This is a genomic window from Acetilactobacillus jinshanensis (assembly GCF_004359375.1).
Taxonomy (GTDB): Bacteria; Bacillota; Bacilli; order Lactobacillales; family Lactobacillaceae; genus Acetilactobacillus; species Acetilactobacillus jinshanensis.
The window spans coordinates 127,350-147,615 of the sequence record NZ_CP034726.1 but is presented as its reverse complement, the minus strand read 5'-3'; the positions used below and the strand labels follow the sequence as shown (position 1 = coordinate 147,615).

17 protein-coding genes, 2 tRNA genes and 2 rRNA genes are annotated in these 20,266 nt (G+C 42.8%); 2 read left to right on the top strand and 19 right to left on the bottom strand.

The features are described from left to right. Positions 1-56: 56 nt before the first annotated feature. The 8 genes from ELX58_RS00685 to ELX58_RS00650 form a co-directional block, all read right to left on the bottom strand. Positions 57-2,981: ribosomal RNA gene (locus ELX58_RS00685) — 23S ribosomal RNA — on the bottom strand. A 183-nt stretch (positions 2,982-3,164) separates the two neighbouring features. Continuing rightward, positions 3,165-3,237: transfer RNA gene (locus tag ELX58_RS00680), tRNA-Ala, on the bottom strand. 10 nt (positions 3,238-3,247) lie between these two features. Beyond that, positions 3,248-3,321, bottom strand: a tRNA-Ile gene (locus tag ELX58_RS00675). Between the two features lie 83 nt (positions 3,322-3,404). Then, positions 3,405-4,980, bottom strand: a 16S ribosomal RNA gene (locus ELX58_RS00670). Together the 16S and 23S rRNA genes with 2 tRNA genes alongside form the textbook arrangement of a ribosomal RNA operon. A 434-nt stretch (positions 4,981-5,414) precedes the next feature. Next, the gene (locus ELX58_RS00665) at positions 5,415-6,200 is read right to left on the bottom strand and encodes a DUF4811 domain-containing protein (protein ID WP_133441269.1); all 786 of its coding nucleotides are present in this window, start codon (positions 6,198-6,200) and stop codon (positions 5,415-5,417) included. A 1-nt stretch (position 6,201) separates the two neighbouring features. Then, positions 6,202-7,680, bottom strand: coding sequence for an MDR family MFS transporter (locus ELX58_RS00660; protein ID WP_133441268.1), 1,479 nt, complete (start codon positions 7,678-7,680; stop codon positions 6,202-6,204). Between the two features lie 167 nt (positions 7,681-7,847). Continuing rightward, positions 7,848-8,540, bottom strand: coding sequence for a 2,3-diphosphoglycerate-dependent phosphoglycerate mutase (locus ELX58_RS00655; RefSeq protein WP_133441267.1), 693 nt, complete (start codon positions 8,538-8,540; stop codon positions 7,848-7,850). A gap of 135 nt (positions 8,541-8,675) precedes the next feature. After that, positions 8,676-9,473 (bottom strand): hypothetical protein, encoded by a 798-nt coding sequence (locus tag ELX58_RS00650; protein ID WP_133441266.1) that lies wholly within the window; start codon positions 9,471-9,473, stop codon positions 8,676-8,678. A 176-nt stretch (positions 9,474-9,649) separates the two neighbouring features. On the opposite strand from ELX58_RS00650, the gene ELX58_RS00645 reads away from it, so the two are divergent. Further along, positions 9,650-10,837 carry an SAM-dependent methyltransferase gene (locus ELX58_RS00645; protein WP_133441265.1) on the top strand — a complete coding sequence of 396 codons (1,188 nt, stop codon included), beginning with the start codon at positions 9,650-9,652 and terminating at the stop codon, positions 10,835-10,837. A 74-nt stretch (positions 10,838-10,911) separates the two neighbouring features. Here the strand turns inward: ELX58_RS00645 and ELX58_RS00640 are convergent, their stop codons facing one another. From ELX58_RS00640 to ELX58_RS00595, 10 genes are all read right to left on the bottom strand, one after another. Then, entirely contained in the window at positions 10,912-12,066 is a 1,155-nt protein-coding gene (locus ELX58_RS00640; protein ID WP_133442538.1) for a 3-phosphoglycerate dehydrogenase, read from the bottom strand. Between the two features lie 362 nt (positions 12,067-12,428). Further along, positions 12,429-12,761: an AzlD domain-containing protein gene (locus ELX58_RS00635; protein ID WP_133441264.1), complete on the bottom strand. Its 333-nt coding sequence runs from the start codon at positions 12,759-12,761 to the stop codon at positions 12,429-12,431. 18 nt (positions 12,762-12,779) lie between these two features. Next, positions 12,780-13,574, bottom strand: coding sequence for an AzlC family ABC transporter permease (locus ELX58_RS00630; protein ID WP_133441263.1), 795 nt, complete (start codon positions 13,572-13,574; stop codon positions 12,780-12,782). Positions 13,575-13,742: 168 nt separating this feature from the next. Next, entirely contained in the window at positions 13,743-14,498 is a 756-nt protein-coding gene (locus ELX58_RS00625; RefSeq protein ID WP_133441262.1) for a DUF1129 domain-containing protein, read from the bottom strand. A 16-nt stretch (positions 14,499-14,514) separates the two neighbouring features. Continuing rightward, positions 14,515-15,615 (bottom strand): redox-regulated ATPase YchF, encoded by a 1,101-nt coding sequence (gene ychF / locus ELX58_RS00620; protein ID WP_133441261.1) that lies wholly within the window; start codon positions 15,613-15,615, stop codon positions 14,515-14,517. An 18-nt stretch (positions 15,616-15,633) separates the two neighbouring features. Continuing rightward, the gene (locus tag ELX58_RS00615) at positions 15,634-15,849 is read right to left on the bottom strand and encodes a DUF951 domain-containing protein (RefSeq protein ID WP_133441260.1); all 216 of its coding nucleotides are present in this window, start codon (positions 15,847-15,849) and stop codon (positions 15,634-15,636) included. A gap of 14 nt (positions 15,850-15,863) precedes the next feature. Next, the gene (locus tag ELX58_RS00610; protein ID WP_133441259.1) at positions 15,864-16,742 is read right to left on the bottom strand and encodes a ParB/RepB/Spo0J family partition protein; all 879 of its coding nucleotides are present in this window, start codon (positions 16,740-16,742) and stop codon (positions 15,864-15,866) included. Then, a complete protein-coding gene (locus ELX58_RS00605) occupies positions 16,732-17,499 on the bottom strand; it encodes a ParA family protein (protein ID WP_133441258.1) in 768 nt (255 codons plus the stop codon). Before ELX58_RS00605 ends, ELX58_RS00610 begins: the two co-directional genes overlap by 11 nt. 22 nt (positions 17,500-17,521) lie before the next feature. Continuing rightward, positions 17,522-18,256: a 16S rRNA (guanine(527)-N(7))-methyltransferase RsmG gene (rsmG, locus tag ELX58_RS00600; RefSeq protein ID WP_133441257.1), complete on the bottom strand. Its 735-nt coding sequence runs from the start codon at positions 18,254-18,256 to the stop codon at positions 17,522-17,524. 58 nt (positions 18,257-18,314) lie between these two features. Beyond that, positions 18,315-19,136 (bottom strand): alkaline phosphatase family protein, encoded by an 822-nt coding sequence (locus ELX58_RS00595; protein WP_162614577.1) that lies wholly within the window; start codon positions 19,134-19,136, stop codon positions 18,315-18,317. A 160-nt stretch (positions 19,137-19,296) separates the two neighbouring features. Between ELX58_RS00595 and ELX58_RS00590 the strand changes: the two genes are divergently transcribed. Beyond that, positions 19,297-19,896 carry an SGNH/GDSL hydrolase family protein gene (locus ELX58_RS00590; RefSeq protein WP_133441255.1) on the top strand — a complete coding sequence of 200 codons (600 nt, stop codon included), beginning with the start codon at positions 19,297-19,299 and terminating at the stop codon, positions 19,894-19,896. Here the strand turns inward: ELX58_RS00590 and ELX58_RS00585 are convergent. Further along, positions 19,893-20,246 (bottom strand): hypothetical protein, encoded by a 354-nt coding sequence (locus ELX58_RS00585; protein WP_133441254.1) that lies wholly within the window; start codon positions 20,244-20,246, stop codon positions 19,893-19,895. The genes ELX58_RS00590 and ELX58_RS00585 overlap by 4 nt on opposite strands. Positions 20,247-20,266: the final 20 nt, after the last annotated feature.

Below are 20,266 nucleotides of genomic sequence, written 5' to 3'. Positions count from 1 at the left end.
AGAACTTCATTCTCTCAAAACTGGCTAATATTCATACTTCTCCGAGGATACCTTTTTGGGTTAAGTCCTCGACCGATTAGTACTGGTCGGCTTCACGCCTCGCGGCGCTTCCACGTCCAGCCTATCGAACTCATCATCTATGAGTGGTCTTACTTCCCCGAAGGGAATGGGAAATCTCATCTTGAGGCGGGTTTCACACTTAGATGCTTTCAGCGTTTCTCTCATCCATACATAGCTACTCAGCAGTGCCCCTGGCGGGACAACTGATACACCAGCGGTATGTCCATCTCGGTCCTCTCGTACTAAAGACGGCTCCTCTCAGATTTCCTACGCCCGCGACGGATAGGGACCGAACTGTCTCACGACGTTCTAAACCCAGCTCGCGTACCGCTTTGATGGGCGAACAGCCCAACCCTTGGAACCAACTACAGCTCCAGGATGCGATGAGCCGACATCGAGGTGCCAAACCTTCCCGTCGATATGAACTCTTGGGGAAGATAAGCCTGTTATCCCCGGGGTAGCTTTTATCCGTTGAGCGATGGCCCTTCCATTCGGAACCACCGGATCACTAAGTCCGACTTTCGTCCCTGCTCGACCCGTTGGTCTCACAGTCAAGCTCCCTTGTGCCTTTACACTCGATGAATGATTTCCAACCATTCTGAGGGAACCTTTGAGCGCCTCCGCTACTCTTTAGGAGGCGACCGCCCCAGTCAAACTGCCAACCTGACACTGTCTCCTGCCACGATCAGTGGCATGGGTTAGAGTGTTCGTACAACAGGGGTAGTATCCCAAAGACGCCTCCACCGAAACTAGCGTTCCGGTTTCCACGGCTCCTACCTATTCTGTACAAGTCATATGAACACCCAATGTCAAGCTACAGTAAAGCTCCACGGGGTCTTTCCGTCCTGTCGCGGGAAACCTGCTTCTTCACAGGTACTTCAATTTCACCGAGTCCTTCGTTGAGACAGTGCTCAGATCGTTACGCCTTTCGTGCGGGTCGGAATTTACCCGACAAGGAATTTCGCTACCTTAGGACCGTTATAGTTACGGCCGCCGTTTACTGGGGCTTCATTTCAGAGCTTCGCCGAAGCTGACTCATCCATTTAACCTTCCAGCACCGGGCAGGCATCAGCCCATATACTTCATCTTACGATTTCGCATAAACCTGTGTTTTTAGTAAACAGTCGCCTGAGCTTTGTCACTGCGGCTGCACTGACGTGCAGCGCCCCTTCTTCCGAAGTTACGGGGCAATTTTGCCGAATTCCTTAACGAAGGTTCACTCGCTCACTTTAGAATTCTCATCCTGACTACCTGTGTCGGTTTGCGGTACGGGCGGTTAATCACTAGCTAGAAACTTTTCTTGACAGCGTGACGTCAGTAACTTCCTTACTAAACTTCAGTCCTCGTCACTGCTCACGTGAACGGGAACAAGCATTTGACTCATTCCCTGGCTCGCAGCTTGAACATGCACAACCAGCGGCATGCATTACTTAGCCTTCTGTGTCTTTCCTTCGCTTAAAACGCAATTAACCGGTACAGGAATCTCAACCTGTTATCCATCGCCTATGCCTTTCGGCCTCGGCTTAGGTCCCGACTAACCCTGGGCGGACGAACCTTCCCCAGGAAACCTTAGTCATCCGGTGAACTAGATTCTCACTAGTTTCTCGTTACTCATACCGGCATTCTCACTTCTAAGCGCTCCACAGGTCCTCACGGTCCTGCTTCAGTGCCCTTAGAACGCTCTCCTATCACGCGCACCTGACGGTGCGTGTCCACGATTTCGGTAATGTGCTTAGCCCCGGTAAATTTTCGGCGCAAAACCACTCGGCTAGTGAGCTATTACGCACTCTTTAAATGATGGCTGCTTCTGAGCCAACATCCTAGCTGTCTATGCAATTTCACTTCCTTTTCCACTCAGCACATATTTAGGGACCTTAATCGGTGGTCTGGGCTGTTTCCCTTTCGACCATGGATCTTATTACTCACAGTCTGACTCCCGGATATTTAAATCAATGGCATTTGGAGTTTATCAGAAATCAGTAGCTCAAGACGAGTCCTTCATTCTAACAGTCGCTCTACCTCCATGATTCTTCATCCGAGGCTAGCCCTAAGGTTATTTCGGAGAGAACCAGCTATCTCCAAGTTTGTTTGGAATTTCACCGCTATCCACATCTCGTCCAAGCAATTTTCAACTTACACTGGTTCGGACCTCCGGTCCGTATTACCGAACTTTCATCCTGGACATGGATAGCTCACTTGGTTTCGGGTCTACGGCAACATACTCAACGCCTGATTGAGACTCGCTTTCGCTGCGGCTCCGGCTTTTCGCCTTAACCTCGCATGCAACTGTAACTCGCCGGTTCATTCTGCAAGAGGCACGCTATCACCCGTTAACGGGCTCTAACTGCTTGTAAGCATATGGTTTCAAGAACTGTTTCACTCCCCTTCCGGGGTGCTTTTCACCTTTCCCTCACGGTACTGGTTCACTATCGGTCACTAGGTGGTATTTAGCCTTGGGAGATGGTTCTCCCGGCTTCCGACGGAGTTACACGTGTTCCGTCGTACTCAGGATCCTGAACTGAGAAGCATCAATTTCGCCTACGGGGCGTTCGCCCTCTCTGGCAGATCTTTCCAAATCTTTTGACTATTAATGCTTTTGGTAACTCAAATGTTCAGTCCTACAACCCCATGAAGCAAGCTCCATGGTTTGGGCTCTTCCCCGTTCGCTCGCCGCTACTTAGGGAATCGAAATTTCTTTCTGTTCCTGCTGCTACTTAGATGTTTCAGTTCACAGCGTTTTCCCCTCGCCAGCTAATCAATTCACTGGCGAGTAATCACCGACTGAGGTGATTGGGTTTCCCCATTCGGAAATCCCCGGATCAAAGCTTACTTACAGCTCCCCGAGGCATATCGGTGTTTGTTCCGTCCTTCTTCGGCTCCTAGTGCCAAGGCATCCACCATACGCTCATAATAACTTAACCTAAATGTTTGTCACTTGCGTGACAACGGTTTTGGTCATTTTGAATAATTTTAGAATTCAAAAATAACGCGGTGTTCTCGGTTGAAATTAAAATTTAAAATAAATAATAATTTCAATAGGAAATATAAATATTATCCAGTTTTCAAAGAACCAAGTTCTAATGTATGAGCCCTCACGGGCTCAATGGAGTATAGCGGAATCGAACCGCTGACCTCCTGCTTGCAAAGCAGGTGCTCTCCCTGCTGAGCTAATACCCCATAACAGCAATGGGTCTGGACAGACTCGAACTGTCGACCTCACCCTTATCAGGGGTGCGCTCTAACCAACTGAGCTACAGACCCATACGGGCAAGGCCTGTAGGCCTCTCAAAACTAAACAAGATTTCGATATCTGTACAAGTTTCCGATTGAATGTAAATCCTTAGAAAGGAGGTGATCCAGCCGCAGGTTCTCCTACGGCTACCTTGTTACGACTTCACCCTAATCATTCGTCCCACCTTAGATAGCTGGCTCCTCAAAAGAGGTTGCCGCACTATCTTTGGGTGTTACGGACTCTCATGGTGTGACGGGCGGTATGTACAAGACCCGGGAACGTATTCACCGTGGCATGCTGATCCACGATTACTAGTGATTCCAGCTTCGTGCAGTCGAGTTGCAGACTGCAGTCCGAACTGAGAACAGCTTTATGGGATTAGCTTGACCTCGCGGTTTCGCAACCCATTGTACTGTCCATTGTAGCACGTGTGTAGCCCAGGCCATAAGGGGCATGATGATCAGACGTCATCCTCACCTTCCTCCGGTTTATCACCGGCAGTCTGACTAGAGTGCCCAACTGAATGCTGGCAACTAGTCACAAGGGTTGTGCTCGTTGCGGGACTTGACCCAACATCTCACGACACGAGCTGACGACGACCATGCACCACCTGTAGATCTGTCCCCGAAGGGAACAGCTAATCTCTTAGCCTAACAGAAGTATGTCAAGGCCTGGTAAGGTTCTTCGCGTAGCATCGAATTAAACCACATGCTCCACCACTTGTGCGGGTCCCCGTCAATTCCTTTGAGTTTCAACCTTGCGGTCGTACTCCCCAGGCGGAGTGCTTAATGTGTTAACTTCGGCACTAAAGGACGGAAATCCTCTAACACCTAGCACTCAACGTTTACAGCATGGACTACCAGGGTATCTAATCCTGTTTGCTACCCATGCTTTCGAGCCTCAGCGTCAGTGACAGACCAGACAGCCGCTTTCGCCACTGGTATTCTACCATATATCTACGCATTTCACCGCTACACATGGTGTTCTACTGTCCTCTTCTGTACTCAAGTCGCTCAGTTTCCAATGCACTTCTTCGGTTAAGCCGAAGGCTTTCACATCGGACTTAAACAACCGCCTGCGCTCGCTTTACGCCCAATAAATCCGGATAACGCTTGCCACCTACGTATTACCGCGGCTGCTGGCACGTAGTTAGCCGTGACTTTCTAACCAGATACCGTCACTACCAAGCCATTTCCTACTTGGTACGTTCTTCTCTAGCAACAGAATTTTACGAGCCGAAACCCTTCTTCATTCACGCGGTGTTGCTTCATCAGGCTTTCGCCCATTGTGAAAGATTCCCTACTGCTGCCTCCCGTAGGAGTCTGGACCGTGTCTCAGTTCCAATGTGGCCGATTAACCTCTCAGTTCGGCTATCCATCATCGTCTTGGTAGGCCTTTATCTTACCAACTAACTAATGGACCGCGGGTCCCTCCAAGAGCGACGCAAACGCGCCTTTCAAACTGAAACCATGTGGTTTCAGTTGTTATCCGGTATTATCATCCGTTTCCAGATGCTATCCCAGACTCAAGGGCAGGTTACCCACGTGTTACTCACCCATCCGCCGCTCACTCGAATGTAGAATCATTTGATGCAGAGCATCAAAATCATCTACGGGAGTGCGCGCGACTTGCATGTATTAGGCACACCGCCAGCGTTCATCCTGAGCCAGGATCAAACTCTCATGTTAAAAATAACATAAGAACTTAATTACAAGCTCTTAAGATTAAATTACTAGTTTAGTTGTACGAACGAATTTATTAAAAACGCACGTAAAGTTAAAAATCTCATTATAAAATAACAAGACCACTTGCACTTGTGATGTCAAAATCTTGTTCAGTTTTCAAAGACCTACAATTGCTAACCACATGAGCTCTCGCTCACATGACAATTATTAATATATCACAGATGAGACATAATGTTAAGTTATTTTTAAAATTAATTTAAAAACTTTTTAAACTAACTTTACAAATCATTAACATGTTTATTCTCACGCGACAATTGTTAATTTAACACGATCATCAATACCTGTCAACGCAATTCTAGAAATTAATTTGAATTCTTATAAAATAAAAAGGCGAAAGCCCAATGCCATCGCCTTTATTAGAACTAAGAAAATTTAGTTTAATCAATTGATTTAACTGTCTGTAACGCTTCTGATATTAATTTACGCTCAAGTTTTTGCTTCATTTTAGCTTTAAAATCTTTAGTAGCTCGTTTAGCCACTAATTTCTTCTGAGTAACGGATAATTTAGGATTCTTATGAATCGCATCCATTTCCTGTGACTTCACATACATCATCGCCTGTTGACGAATCCTGTGTTCTGCCTGTGGTGAGTTAGCTTTTTGCTCCAATTGACCGCTACGGTTCTTTATGATCTGTTTTAACGCTAACGTCTGCTTCATTGATAACACTCGCCAAGAATTAGGAACGTAAAAAGTATGCCGAACTCGATAAGTCGACGGTTTCTTTGCTAAATAAAACCAAAAATGACTAGTCGAATTACTATATATCCATTTCGAGACGCTCGTAACCACGTGTGGCTTGGTTATTTTACTATTCTGAACAATTTGATTAGTAACTTTTAAGTCAGATGCAGTATGAACTACCTTATTGTGTTTATTTTTATAAATTACAATTTGGGATTTGCGACTATTACCCATCGGTCGATACACTAGCATCTTTAATGATCGTCGCGGTGATATCGACTTAATTTGTTGGGTTTGTTGTGGCTCAGTCACCTTATGCATCCCGTAATGATCCTTAAAGTTTGCAACCGCAAAAAAGACCGTGACTAAAAATAGCAACGTTGTTATTAACGACGCAATAAAATGAATCTTACGATTATCGATTAAATTCCAAGCCAGGAAGAACAGAGCTGAAGTAATAATTAATGCGTAAATAATCATCTTAGTTCAACTCCTTTCTGGTTTCTGCCGTAAACCCACGGTCATGCTTCTTAACCAGGAACGTAGCAACTAAACCAATCACTCCAAAAATAATGGCGACCACGAATGCAGCATGATAACCGTTCATGGCGGCGTTAAGCATGTGATCCTTATACTTTAACGGATTAATCATCAACATATGATGCATAGGTTTATCACCATTGGTCGTATTCGAAAGCACCGACGTTAAAATGGCGGTCGCAATCGAACTAGCAATCTGCTTAACAGTATTATTCGCACTAGTCCCATGATTAATTAATCGATCAGGTAATGCGTTCATGGAATAAGTAGTAATGGTCATCATCGACATGGCAATCCCGACGGATCGAATCCCGTACAGGACAACGATATATAACGTTGACGTGTGCTGAGTTAAAAAGATAAACGGAATCGTCCCGGCCGTCAAAAAGATGAAACCACTAATCGAAAGGTCCCTGGCACCAAAGCGGTCAAAAAGCCTCCCAGTAATTGGCGCAAAGATTCCAACTAGCAATGCCCCTGGCAACAAGGTTAATCCAGAACGAAAAGCACTATCACCATGCATTGTCTGTAAGTAAAGTGGCAGAATCATTTCAAAACCGACTAAACTCATCATTGCTAATGAACCGATAATGGTCCCTAAATTAAATTTGAATGATTTAAAGACCTTTAAATTCAACAGTGGATCATCGATTGATAATTCACGCCGGACAAAGACACCGACAAAAATTAAACCAATCAATAAACTGCTTAATACGATCCAACTTGTCCAGCCGTCACTACCGACGGATGAAAAGCCGTACAATAGAAAGCCAAAACCGATTGAAGACCACACAACGGACCAATAATCTAACGGTGATCGATGGTTATGCAAAACAGGCTTAATATAAACTAAGCCAAGAAGCAATACTAACGCCATCGGGATGATGTTCATCCCGAATAAATCTCGCCAGCTGGCGTTATCAATAATCCATCCTGATAACGTTGGTCCCACGGCAGGCGACAGACCAATTACTAATCCAGCCATCCCCATGGCGACGCCACGGTGTTCTGGCGGGTAAATACTCAGCATAATAGTTTGGAATAACGGCATCGCGATCCCGACACTGATGGCCTGAATAATCCTGGCAACCAATAAGATCGAGAAACTTGTGGCAACGTATGCCATGATGGTCCCGACCTCAAAGATGATTACCGAAAATAAATAAAGCCACTTGGTATTATATCGAGCGGTCAGCCACGCCGTTAACGGAATCATAATTCCGTTGACCATTAAGAACGCACTCGTTAACCATTGGACCGTTGATGCGTTAACACTAAAGTAACTCATCAATTTCGGATACGCGGTCGCAAGGACCGTTTCGTTCAACATTGTAAAGAATCCACCGATCAACAGGATTAAGACCATCATCGGTCTGTTGAATGGCTTACCATTCTTATCAACTATTCTGTCACTTGTCATTAAATCTATCACTTCTCAGTTCTACGTTTAATTTCAATTATTTTGACGTAAATCGTCAAGTATTAGGTATTTTACTATAAATTTATTTATCCCTCAAAAAACGCTTAATTTGGGTATAAAAAAAGCCCTTTTAAAAAGGACTTCCAAAATTAATTTAAAATCTTAAATTATTTGCCTAACTTAACTTTGTTAGTGACGTGTAACTTGTCATCGAAGTCATAGACAACAGGCTGACCTAAGCCCATTTCTAAGTTCATGATGTCATCATCACTGATGCGTTCGATGTACTTAGTTAAGGCACGTAATGAGTTACCGTGGGCAGCAACGACAACGTTCTTGCCATCTAATAACTTAGGAGCGATCTGGTCTTCCCATAATGGCATTACTCGCTTTAAGGTAACCTTTAAGTTTTCACCACCAGGGATGATGTTAGGATCTAAGTACTTGTAACGACGGTCGTGAACAGCAGAACCTTTGTCACCAGGCTTCATTAACGGTGGTAAAGTATCGTAAGAACGACGCCAGATGTGAACCTGTTCAGCACCGTACTTTTCAGCAGTCTTATGCTTATTTAAGCCCTGTAAACGACCATAATGACGTTCGTTTAAACGCCAAGTCTTCATTTCAGGAACCCATAACTGATGAGAATAGTATAAAACATAATGTAAAGTACGGATGGCACGAGTCAATACGGAAGTGAATGCGTAATCAAACTTTAAGCCAGCCTTGTCAACTAATTTACCAGCGTTAATAGCTTGCTTAACACCGTTTTTACTTAAGTCAACGTCGACCCAGCCAGTAAATTGGTTTGATAAATTCCACTGACTTTGACCGTGACGAATTAATACTAGTTTTGCCATGACTTTAAACCTCTTTTGATATTAAACTTATCACAAATAATTTTACATCAAATTAATGTAGTTTGCATATTTGATATAAGTCCGTCTAATAACAACTCACCTATTAACGATACCACAAACTACCGTGAGCTCAAATTAATAGTTGTCTTTAGCGTAGCGGTAGATGCTGATGTGGTGCTTATTAGCCTGTCGAATTAGATTAGCTACGTCCTGATTGTTCATTTGATGGGCGTCAACGCCAGCCCGCTGAATGTCACGACGTGCTTTCGTAATCGTGACTTTTGACGGGTGGTCGGCGATCACCTTCGGTGACTTCAACTTAAATTGATTATTTTTATTGTGATTAGCCGTTACATTGGAACTGATTAGACTACTCCGTTGCTTACGATTATTGGATTTAATCAATTTTTCAACTTTCGATCTAAATCCTTTAAAGTACTTATCATCAACGCCAGGATCACTAATGATCCTATCTAGATGCTGGGTCGAGCGTTTGAAATCACCACGATGGTTTAATTCGAGAGCCTGATCATATAAAGTCGTAAATTTATTGGTATTATTTCGAAGACTTTCAATGTTTTGGTATGCTAATTTAGACCGACGATTTAATGCCGCAATCGCATTAATCTTAACTGCCCGATGATAATTCTTAGCGGCTTGACTTAATTTATGCTGGCTTAAATAGTGATTACCGCTGACGTAACTCTGAATTTGATCAAGATCATTTTTGGCATGGGATCCCGTTGGATCGACCTTAATAGCACCCTGAAAGTAATTTAAGGCATCATGATAATTACCATCAATCACGTCATTTTGACCTAAACGAACGCAAGCGTTATAACTTCGCTGACCGTGGCCGTGCAACGTTATCATCCCGCTGCCTAACAAGACGATGATAATGATCGAGCCAATGATTAAGAACCATTTTTTCACGTTTGTTTCCTTCATTCATTTCGTAATTTCCGTGAATAATTATAACATTTACCCATTATTTCTCCGTTAATGATCAATCCAACCTTGCCTGATTCTTTGAAATAATTGACTTTAATGGGGCCTAATCTGTAAAATTATTGTGTGGTATTTACACTTAATGAAAGGATTCCTAACGGATGTTTGAAAAGACTTTCTACAAAAAACTATTAAAAAACAGCTTTAACATCCCGCTCCGGGTAAAATTCTGGGACGGCAGTGTTAAAGAGTACGGCGATGGTGATCCACAGATCACTCTAATTTTTAACCGTAAGATTCCGGTTAAATCAGTTCTCACTAACTCATCCATTGCTTTGGGTGAAGCTTACATGAACGGTGATATTGAGATCAAAGGTAGTATCGAAGATTTAATCTGTGCAGCATATCAGAAAAAATCTAGCTTCTTAGAAAATGGTAAGAAGTTTATTAAATACATGCCAAAGTTTTCGCACTCTGTAAAGTCAAGTGTTAAGGATATTCAGCATCATTACGACATCGGTAATAACTTTTATGAATTATGGTTAGATAAGACCATGACTTATTCCAGTGCCTACTTTGAACATCCTGGTGACAGCTTATACCAAGCTCAGCTTAACAAAGTTGACTACATTTTACGTAAATTAGATCCAAAGCCAGGTCGAACCTTCTTAGATATTGGTTGTGGCTGGGGTACTTTAATGTTACGTGCCGCCAAGAAATACAACTTAAAAGTTGCTGGTATTACTTTAAGCCGTGAACAATACAACTACGTTGAAGAACAGATTAAAAAAGACGGTTTACAGGATCAGGCTAAAGTTGAACTCAAGGATTACCGTAATATCGGTAAGAATGAACAGTATGACTACGTCACTTCAATCGGCATGTTCGAACATGTTGGTAAGAAGAACTTAGGCGAATACTGCCAGTTACTCAGCCAGTACTTAAAGCCAAACGGCCGTGCTTTAATCAATGGTGTTACTCGTCAGCAAGGCGGTGCCACCAATGGTTGGATTGATAAATGGATCTTCCCAGGTGGTTACGTACCAGGCTTAACCGAAATGCTTAATCACATCATCGGTAATGGTATGCAGATCTATGATTTAGAATCATGCCGTCGTCAATACCAGTGGACCTTGGAAGCTTGGGATCATAACTTTAGGAAGCACTTACCGGAAATTAAAAAGATGTTCGACGAAAAGTTCATTCGCATGTGGGATCTATACTTACAGTCCTGTGCAGGTGGATTTAAAGCTGGTAACATTGATGATTTCCAGTTCTTACTCTTCAAGGGTCCAAGTGGTTATGATTTACCAATGACCCGTGATTACATGTACGATCACAATAAGTAATTTTAAGAATTAAACCAAATTAAAAGAGCTGATTAAAGTCAGCTCTTTTTTTGTTTACCTAAATTAATTCAAAGCTACCTCTTAATCAAACGAACTCGACGAACGCCAGGGATTTGCTTTAATTTGTCTAATGCGGAAGAAGATAACGGTGACTTTAAATTGACCAGTAAGTAATCAGCAAATTGATTCTTTGCGCTAACTAATTTACCTAAACCTTTTAACTGATCAGTAAGCGTAGCCAACAGTTTAGCATCCGATTTAGCTAAGATCGAAAGCCGGGATTTAGTTGTGAATTTCAACTGAAGATCCGGACAGTTCAAAGCCCTATCAACGTTACCGGTATTTAAAAAAGTCTTAATGTCACGAGCTGCCATATAAGCACCGTTGCCTTCACCTTCAACGGTCGATCCCCCAATGTGCGGAGTTACGATCACCTGATTGCCGTTATATTTTGCTAAACTGGGATCACCAAAATCAGTGGCATAAAAACGTAAGTGATGATCATCCAACGCCTTTTCAACCGCATGGTTATCAACGATGCCTAACCGTGAATAGTTAAATAAGTAAGCGCCCTGCTTCAGCTCAGCAATCTTATCGGCACTGATGAAGTCACTGTTAGCCTTGTTCTTCGGGATGTGGACCGTTACATAGTCCATTCCCCGAATGGCCTGATCAACGGTCTTCACTCGGGTAACCTGTGGTGATAATTTCCAGGCGGCATCCGACGTTAAGTATGGATCATAGGCATAAACCTTCATACCTAAATTTGCAGCGGCGTTAGCAACCGATGAACCAACGTTACCAACCCCAATGACACCCAGGGTCTTACCTTTGATTTCGGTTCCACGTAGCTTGGCGTCACTCTTTGGATCCAGTGATACATCACCGGTGACGTTCTTTCGGGTGTACTCAATGGCTTGAAAGAGATGGCGTGAAGTAGCAATCAATAACGCAATTACTAATTCTTTAACGGCGTTGTGATTGCTACCTGGCGTGTTATAGGCAACGATTCCGTGTTGGGCCAACTTTTCAAGCGGTAAATTATTGTAACCAACCCCGGCACGGCCGATCACCTTTAAATTGCTGGGAAACTTGGCGTGATGTAAATCAACGGATCTAGTGATATAGGCATCGGGATTATCAGATTGGTTGACCTGATAATTTGGATCCCGTTTAAATAATTTTAAGCCCCAATTAGAAATCGCATTATACGTTTTAACGTCAAACATCATAAACGCCCCTTTTAAAAAGCAAAAATCCTCATGATTATCTAAAACCATGAGGATCTAATTTTTTAATGATATTTTCGATTTCTAGATTCATTAGTATCCACATGGTTTAGATATTGTAACCATATGAATACAAGTTACGAACCAAATATCCATACAGCCGAATTAAACAAGTTCAAACATGGCTTGCTGTTCGACCGTAAGTTCAAAAACGTATTTTTGAATGACTGAATAAAGTTTAGTTCGCATTTTAAATTTCCTTTCGTCTAACTACATTTATTATTGTAAACCATTATTAGTTAAATTCCAGTGAAATTTAAAATTAATCAGAACTTTTTATTAACTACTATTTATTATTGTTTCTATATTACAAAGGCTAATAGCCAGACGGCGATTAAACCTAAGATGACGGAACTCGCCATTGACCGGGTCCAGTACGCAACGACAATAACGATCACCGTTGCGATTAAATCGGGAGCTTTTCCGGAAACGGAAAATGCGTAGTGATTAGTAATAAAAAGGCCCTTCACAACTAAAGCTGTAAATAGCGATATCGGAACGTAGCTCATCCATTCGTTAAACCATTTCGGGATCTTTCGTTTCCGGAAGAAAGATAGCGGAATAAATCGTGGAATCAAAGCCACGAAAAAACAAATTATGATAAGCCAAAAATGGTCCATGGTATTCCATTCCATAGGTAAATCTCCTAATAATTAAAACTTATCACCGTAATCGACATCCTTAACATCTTCTCGAGGTCGACCTGCTGGGTTCTTAAAGGTCTTCAACAGGTGACCACGACGGCGACGTCTAGCGTAGGCATCAATTGCATAACCGATCAACGAGGCAATTACTGCAGCGACCACGATTCCTAACGTTGATCGCATCAATACGATCATGATAATCGAAATAAAGACCGAAATGATCGTTACAAACAATTTAATGTAATCCTTGGTCTGGACAACGATCATATAGATAAACAATGCTGTAAGCGCAAATTCGACGACATCCAGGTCGATTACGATTGCATTACCGACGAAATTACCAATAAAGTTACTAACGGTCCAGAACAATAACGAATAATGTTCCACAGATAGAGCATCGTGCGGCGTGAATTTCTTATCGGTCGTAAACTTTAAATAGTTGATCGCAAAGTTTTCATCGTTTAAAGAAACCGCAAAAAAGAAGGTAAACCGGTTAGAATGCCCCTGCAGATATTTAGATAAACTCGACCCCAGTAACGCGTAACGAAGTTCTAGAAAGAACATCATTAGCACGACTGAATACATCGGGGATTTAATTAAAACCAAAGACGCAATAATAAATTGAGCCCCGCCACTGAAAACCAACATGGAGATCATGACCGTCAGCCAAGCGTTAAAACCGGCCGCATGCAGTAAAATTCCGCACGCTAAGCCGATCGGAATATAACTTAAGTCCAACGGTAGTGAGACCCGTAAATTACTTAACCACGCCGGTTCGGTTGAACCCGCGTATTGTTTAATCAAGAATTGTCCCCCATCTCAAATATCGAATAAGGCCAATCAACTTTCGCTTTCATTATATTAGAATTTACGAACAATAACAAAAAATTATGGAATGTGAATCCTACATAATGACTAAAAAACAGCCAATTAGCACGAATTACTGATTGACTGTTTAATTTATTATTTAATTCAACGACGAGGACGAGCGTGGAAAGCACTCGAAACGTTGTACTTGTGATGGACCCAGAAAGCCGCAGCAATACTGATTACGGCTAAGGCAATGTTGACCCATGGGCTGAAGACTGGGTTCAGTGGACGTGGTAACAATGCGGATAGGTAGAAGACGGCCATCCAAGCCAGGAACAAACCAATCATAATCAAGAACCGAACGAAGCCGTTATACTTATGCTTGATTCGGTCATCAAATAATCGGGTCATGATTGGCATCCCGAGTCCAGCGACAACTGAAGTAATCACTAGGCCAACGAAACCGGCGGCACCCTGCTGATTCTCCATCTTGCTGGAAATCATGTAGGTGATTCCGTAAAGCAAGTTAAAGATGATGAAGAAGATCAGCATGTTATAAATGGCGTTCGGCCAGTAATTCTTGTTCAGCGGAACCACTTTTTTCGGTGGGTGAACAATGGTGTGAATCTTATGTTTGACCGTACCATACATACGACGGGCAGTAAGTCCTTTTCGCTGGTTAACCAGGAGCTCGTGAATCATCTTATGAATGATCTTCTGTTTTTTGGCATCATCCATTTTAACGTCAGCGAATTCCTTATTGAACTGGTACATATACTCAGTATTTCGCTTCGTTAAGCCCAGATTATCAAAGACCTGACCAGTCTTCTGATGACGATGTTCAATCGTACCATGTTGACGATGACGAGCCTTTTGGTTATGGATGGTGTTCTTTTTTTCCATTTCTTCTTCTGACATCACAAAGCGCCCCTAATTAAACGTTAAATCTGAAGTAAGCGATGTCGCCATCTTGCATGACGTAGTCTTTACCTTCGACCAAGAGCTTACCGGCTTCTTTAACCTTATCTTCACTGCCTAATTTATCTAAATCAGCATAGTGGATGATTTCAGCACGAATGAAGCCTCGTTCCATATCGGAATGAACTTTACCAGCGGCCTGAGGAGCTTTGGTACCCTTCATAATGGTCCAGGCACGGTTTTCTTTACCACCAACGGTGAAGAACGTCTGTAAGCCTAATAACTTGTATGAAGCTCGAATTAACTTGTTTAAGCCAGGTTCCTTAACACCTTCGGAATGTAAGAATTCGATAGCGTCTTTACCGCCTAATTGAGCGATTTCTTCTTCAGCTTCACAAGCGATACCCAATGCCTGAGCATGATGAGCGTCAGCATACTTCTTAACTTCACGGTAGTAATGAGACTTTTCAGGATGAGCCATGTAGTCTTCACTGATGTTGGCAACGTAGATAACCGGCTTAGCCGTCAGTAAGAATTCACCCTTAACAATCTTCCATTCATCTTTGTTAAACGGAATGGAACGAACGGAACCACCGTTTTCCAAAACGGGCTTAATTTTCTTTAAAACGGCTAATTCAGCCTTGGCTTCTTTGTTACTGCCTTTAGCAGCACGTTCAACCTTGCCCATTCGTTTATCAACGGAGTCTAAATCAGCGATTGATAATTCTAAGTTAATGGTCTTGATGTCATCAAGTGGATCAACCTTACCGCTGACACTGGTGATGTTATCATCATCAAAGGCACGAACCACATGAACGATGGCGTCGGTCTGGCGAATGTTTTCTAAGAACTTATTACCTAGACCTTCACCACGGTGAGCACCCTTAACGATTCCGGCGATATCCGTAAATTCGAAAGTGGTCGGTGTAATCTTTTTGGCCGGGATAATCTGTTGGATTCGCTTTAATCGAGGATCCGGTACGGCAACCGTACCGACGTTTGGCTTGATCGTAGCGAATGGATAGTTAGCAACTTCAGCCCCAGCTTTTGTAATCGCGTTAAACAATGTTGACTTACCAACGTTTGGCAAACCAACGATACCAGCTGTTAATGCCATATCTAACTTTCACTCTTTCTATAAGAATTTGCGCTCTCTAATGTTTTCGGGCGCCTTTTTTAATACCTTTTTTAGTTTTCGTTCAAAATGATGACGACTAAGCATCACAATGTGGTGGCAATTAGTGCATTCAATCTTAATGTCCGCACCCATTCGAATGATCTGCCACCGGTTAGCACCACATGGATGTGGCTTTTTCATCTGAACAATATCATGTAAGCCATATTTCATCATGATTAATCACCACTCTAATCCAAGTTAATGTTTAAAATCTTCAGAATTCGGTTCAAATCATTCTGAGACGTGTAATCAATCTTAATTTGACCTTTACCATGACTACCACGGGGACTATGCAACGACACTTTAGTTCCGAACTTATCCTGGAGTTGATTTTCGGTCTCACGCACAAACGGTGACTTACGAGGACTGTATCGACGCCGGCGCCGTTTTTGCTGTGGCTGCATCTTGGCAATCAATTGATTGATCTGACGAACGGTCAGGGTCTTCTGGTAAGCTCGTTTAGCCAAAGCGACTAATTGCTGCTTATTCTGAACGGCCAATAACGCACGGGCTTGACCCATTGACAACTGCTTGTTTTGAAGCATCGCCTTAACTTCGGTCGGTAAACCTAAAAGCCGTAAGTAATTAGCGATGTATGGACGACTTTTACCGAGGCGCTTCGAAACCTGTGACTGAGTTAAATGAAGCTTGATCATCAACGTATTGTAAGCTTTAGCTTCTTCTAACGGTGTCAAATCTTCACGCTGTAAGTTTTCCATGACGGCAATTTCCATCATTTGTTCATTGGTAGCGTTGCGGACAATTGCGGGAATGGTCTGCTTCTTAGCGATCTTTGAAGCCCGAAAACGTCGTTCACCAGCTAAGATCTCGTATTGACCGGCATGGTGAAGCGACTTCCGAACGATAATCGGCTGAAAAACACCATCCTCTTTAATCGATTGGGCTAAACCGTTTAACGATTTTCGATCAAAACGAACTCGCGGCTGGTACGGGTTCGGAACTAGTTTACTTAGTGGAATGTGAACGACCGTTTCACCGGTATTTAAGCTACTGTCACCAAACAGAGCAGCAATCCCACGGCCTAAGCCTTTTTTATTACTTGCCATGAGCAGCTAGCACTTCCTTCGCTAATTGCATATAAACCTTAGCACCTTTGCAATTAGGATCATAGTCAGAAATGGCTAATCCGTGACTGGGCGCCTCTGACAAACGAACGTTCCTCGGAATCACGGTCTTATAGACCAGACCCTTGAAGTACTCACGGACCTGTTGATCAACCTGATGGCTCAACTTAGTTCGTGAATCATACATCGTCAGCAAAACCCCTTCGAGCTTAAGGTTTGGGTTAAAATGCTCTCTGACCAGCTTCATAATGTTTAAGAGCTGACTTAAACCTTCTAGAGCATAATATTCACTCTGAACTGGGATTAAAATCGAATCGCTGGCACAGAAAGCGTTGATCGTAATCAGACCTAACGATGGTGGACAATCGATCAAGATGTAATCATAATCCTTTTTGACCGGTCGGATAGCTTCCGTTAAGCGGGTTTCTCGAGCAATCATCGGAGTCAATCTAACGTCAGCCCCTGATAATTGGATGGTCGCCGGTGCGATATCTAATCCCTTATGCGTCGTGGATTTAATGATGTTTTTAAGCGGTTCTTTATTAATCAAGACGTTATACATGTCAGCTTGAATGCTCGACTTACGAATACCGACCCCGCTCGTAGCGTTACCCTGGGCATCGGCATCGATAATCAAGACCTTTTTACCTAGAGTTGCTAGATCAGCACCTAGATTAATGGCTGTCGTAGTCTTACCTACGCCACCCTTTTGGTTGGCTAACGAAATGACATAAGCCATCGTAATCCTCCTTTAAAAGCGACTACTTGGTATTAAGTAACGGTCTACGGTTAGGAGTTCCAGCTTTACGAGGATACTTCTTTGGAGTCCGTTTCTGTTTTCTGATCACGATAATCCGTCGAATATCACCCGATACCGGTAATTTAAAAGTGTGATCATTAATGACCTTGCCACCAAGCTGATCAATCGCGTAACGGGACTGATCTAGTTCTTCCGGTGCATTCACGGATTTCATCGCTACGAATTCACCGCCGATTCGAGCCAACGGTAAGCAAAATTCACTTAAGACGTTTAATCTGGCAACGGCACGAGCGATTACCAAGTCATATTGCTCACGATGATGCGACCGACGACTACCGAAGTCTTCAGCTCGAGCATGGTATAACTTAACGTTTTTCAAGTCTAACCGATGAACTAGATCACGCAAAAAATTAATCCGTTTGTTTAACGAATCTATAATGGTGACCTTGAGCTGCGGAAACGCGATCTTAAGCGGTAACGACGGGAAACCAGCACCAGCGCCCACGTCACAAATTGATAACGAATGATGACGCAAGCCTTCAATAAATCGAGCCGGTGTAATTGAGTCATAAAAATGCTTTAAATACACATCAGGCTTACTGGTAATGGTCGTTAAATTAACGGTCTGGTTAGCTTTGATTAATAAATGATAATAAAGATCAAACTGAGCAAGCTGATGGTCATTTAACTTAATCCCCAGCTTCTTCAAAGCTTGAACAAACTCTTCCGGATCCATAAAGTCCTCCTCGTGAAACAAAAACTAGTTTCACATTTTTTATTTTAACATACTCAGGTCACATCGACCGCAACAGACTATTCGATAACGGAATCTCAGTTCCAGGTTCTTTAAAGTTATCGATCAATGTAGCAGCAATGTCACCAACGCTCTTCCGAGTGCCGACGTAATGGCCCTTAGATACTTCCGGCGTGTACATAATCAATGGTAAGTATTCACGGGTGATTTGTCTTTCCGGATAACTAGGATCATTAGCGAAGCTTGACGTAATGATCAGTAAATCCGTTGACGTCAACGTTGACATTAACAGTTCGATTTGCTTATCAACGATCGAAAGTCGAGCGGCATAACCCTGTGGATCCTTTTGCGTGGCGACCCACTGTAACTCAGGAACCTGTAAATAAATCAAACCGGTATCCATCTGCTTTAAATTATTGATCAATTTTCGGAACCCTGTGTTGTCATTAGCGCTCTGGATCTGTAAGCAACAGTCCTGATCCGCTAAGTAACTAATGAACCGGGAAATAATGATAGTCCGGTAATGACAACGCGATAAATGATTAAAGACACTTAAAGTCCGTAACGGTTCATTGAAGTCAAACATCTCACGTAGACTAGCATCTTTGGTTCCCGAATGGGTCCTGACTTTGAGTTTGCCGTAAAATCCTAACGGCGTTTTGGCCGGCGGGATTGTCAGGAACTGATGATGACGACGAATGTTCCCGAGGCCTAATCGTTGTAATGTTGGGACATTCAGTAAATATTGTTCATCTAAATGTCCGAGCGTATTTGCTTTTTCAGAATGATATCGCTTTGCGTCAGGCATAGCACCGAGTCCTAACGACGCAATATCAACCACGATAACTCGACGAAAATGCATATGGGTTAACCCTTCTTTAAGTAACGAACGGCTTGGTCGTGATAGGTAAAAAGACTTCATCAGTTAAACCAAGTCAACCAATAAAGTCTTTCCCTGCCAAGGGCGTACATTTATTGTACAATATATTTAACTCAAATTAATCAATAATGGAGGAATTTTAATGTTAGTGGCGTTAGGCGATTCTGTCACCCGTGGCTTTGACGGCTACCACGATCTGTTTACCGGAACCTATCCGCAAGATCTCGAAAAGATTCTAGGTGAAAAGGTCATCAATCAGGGTGTCGATGCGGCATCCCTATCCGGACCCTTTTTAGGTGACATGACCAGTCAGCTTAGAAATACCCACTTTCCACAATATCGTGGCGTCATTTTGTTCTACGGAACCAACGACTATGACCATACGGATCATAATCTCAAACAGATCTCAGCGGCCCTTAAAAAGAACCTTAAATATCTGCATAAAAACTACCCAAAGCTTAAAATCTGGGGCGTTTTACCACTAACCCGTTACGATTTTTATAAGAACGACGATAACGTAAAAAATGCAGTCGGCTTTACTTTTAAACAATTATTAAACACGTTAGAAAAAACGTATCAAAAGTGCCACGTTCCGGTCCTTAACTGGGAAGAAGATCCGCGTCCCATTATCAATGACAATAACTATAAACAGCGGCTTAACGATAGCCACGTCCACCCGACTCGAGCTACTTATCAGCTAATCGCGGAACGAATCGCTAAATTCATCAAAGCTAACGACTAACGTAAGAATTTCGTTTTACTTAGGTTAACGTAGGGTTTGATCATTGCACTCTGCATCATATTCAAGGGCTGGCCTTGCCAGTATTTCGTTAGCATTAAACCAATACTAACGGACTTTTCGGTCATGCTTCGGGCATTATCCTGTAACGTCGTGTCTTTCCATGACCGCCAATGTCCCTGATCGTGAAAGAAATGATGACGATTTTTATACACCATTAATTCGAGGACTTTCCAACCGACGTGATTATTATCGATGATCTGTTTCTTGTGTTCACAGACGATCTTTCGGTAATTATCAATAATCGGATTGGGTGCAGCTTTTAACCGTTCGTTAACTGATCGTTGATCCATATAAACCACTTCCTAATCCA

What these genes read in the sequence shown, in the direction of transcription:
- ELX58_RS00610 (WP_133441259.1), bottom strand. Translation starts at nt 16,742, where the DNA reads ATGGCAAGTAATAAAAAAGGCTTAGGCCGTGGGATTGCTGCTCTGTTT.
- ELX58_RS00655 (WP_133441267.1), bottom strand. Translation starts at nt 8,540, where the DNA reads ATGGCAAAACTAGTATTAATTCGTCACGGTCAAAGTCAGTGGAATTTA.
- ychF (WP_133441261.1), bottom strand. Translation starts at nt 15,615, where the DNA reads ATGGCATTAACAGCTGGTATCGTTGGTTTGCCAAACGTTGGTAAGTCA.
- ELX58_RS00640 (WP_133442538.1), bottom strand. Translation starts at nt 12,066, where the DNA reads ATGTTTGACGTTAAAACGTATAATGCGATTTCTAATTGGGGCTTAAAA.
- ELX58_RS00595 (WP_162614577.1), bottom strand. Translation starts at nt 19,136, where the DNA reads ATGCATTTTCGTCGAGTTATCGTGGTTGATATTGCGTCGTTAGGACTC.
- ELX58_RS00625 (WP_133441262.1), bottom strand. Translation starts at nt 14,498, where the DNA reads ATGTCAGAAGAAGAAATGGAAAAAAAGAACACCATCCATAACCAAAAG.
- ELX58_RS00615 (WP_133441260.1), bottom strand. Translation starts at nt 15,849, where the DNA reads ATGATGAAATATGGCTTACATGATATTGTTCAGATGAAAAAGCCACAT.
- ELX58_RS00635 (WP_133441264.1), bottom strand. Translation starts at nt 12,761, where the DNA reads ATGGAATGGAATACCATGGACCATTTTTGGCTTATCATAATTTGTTTT.
- ELX58_RS00645 (WP_133441265.1), top strand. Translation starts at nt 9,650, where the DNA reads ATGTTTGAAAAGACTTTCTACAAAAAACTATTAAAAAACAGCTTTAAC.
- rsmG (WP_133441257.1), bottom strand. Translation starts at nt 18,256, where the DNA reads ATGGATCCGGAAGAGTTTGTTCAAGCTTTGAAGAAGCTGGGGATTAAG.
- ELX58_RS00605 (WP_133441258.1), bottom strand. Translation starts at nt 17,499, where the DNA reads ATGGCTTATGTCATTTCGTTAGCCAACCAAAAGGGTGGCGTAGGTAAG.
- ELX58_RS00665 (WP_133441269.1), bottom strand. Translation starts at nt 6,200, where the DNA reads ATGATTATTTACGCATTAATTATTACTTCAGCTCTGTTCTTCCTGGCT.
- ELX58_RS00590 (WP_133441255.1), top strand. Translation starts at nt 19,297, where the DNA reads ATGTTAGTGGCGTTAGGCGATTCTGTCACCCGTGGCTTTGACGGCTAC.
- ELX58_RS00585 (WP_133441254.1), bottom strand. Translation starts at nt 20,246, where the DNA reads ATGGATCAACGATCAGTTAACGAACGGTTAAAAGCTGCACCCAATCCG.
- ELX58_RS00660 (WP_133441268.1), bottom strand. Translation starts at nt 7,680, where the DNA reads ATGACAAGTGACAGAATAGTTGATAAGAATGGTAAGCCATTCAACAGA.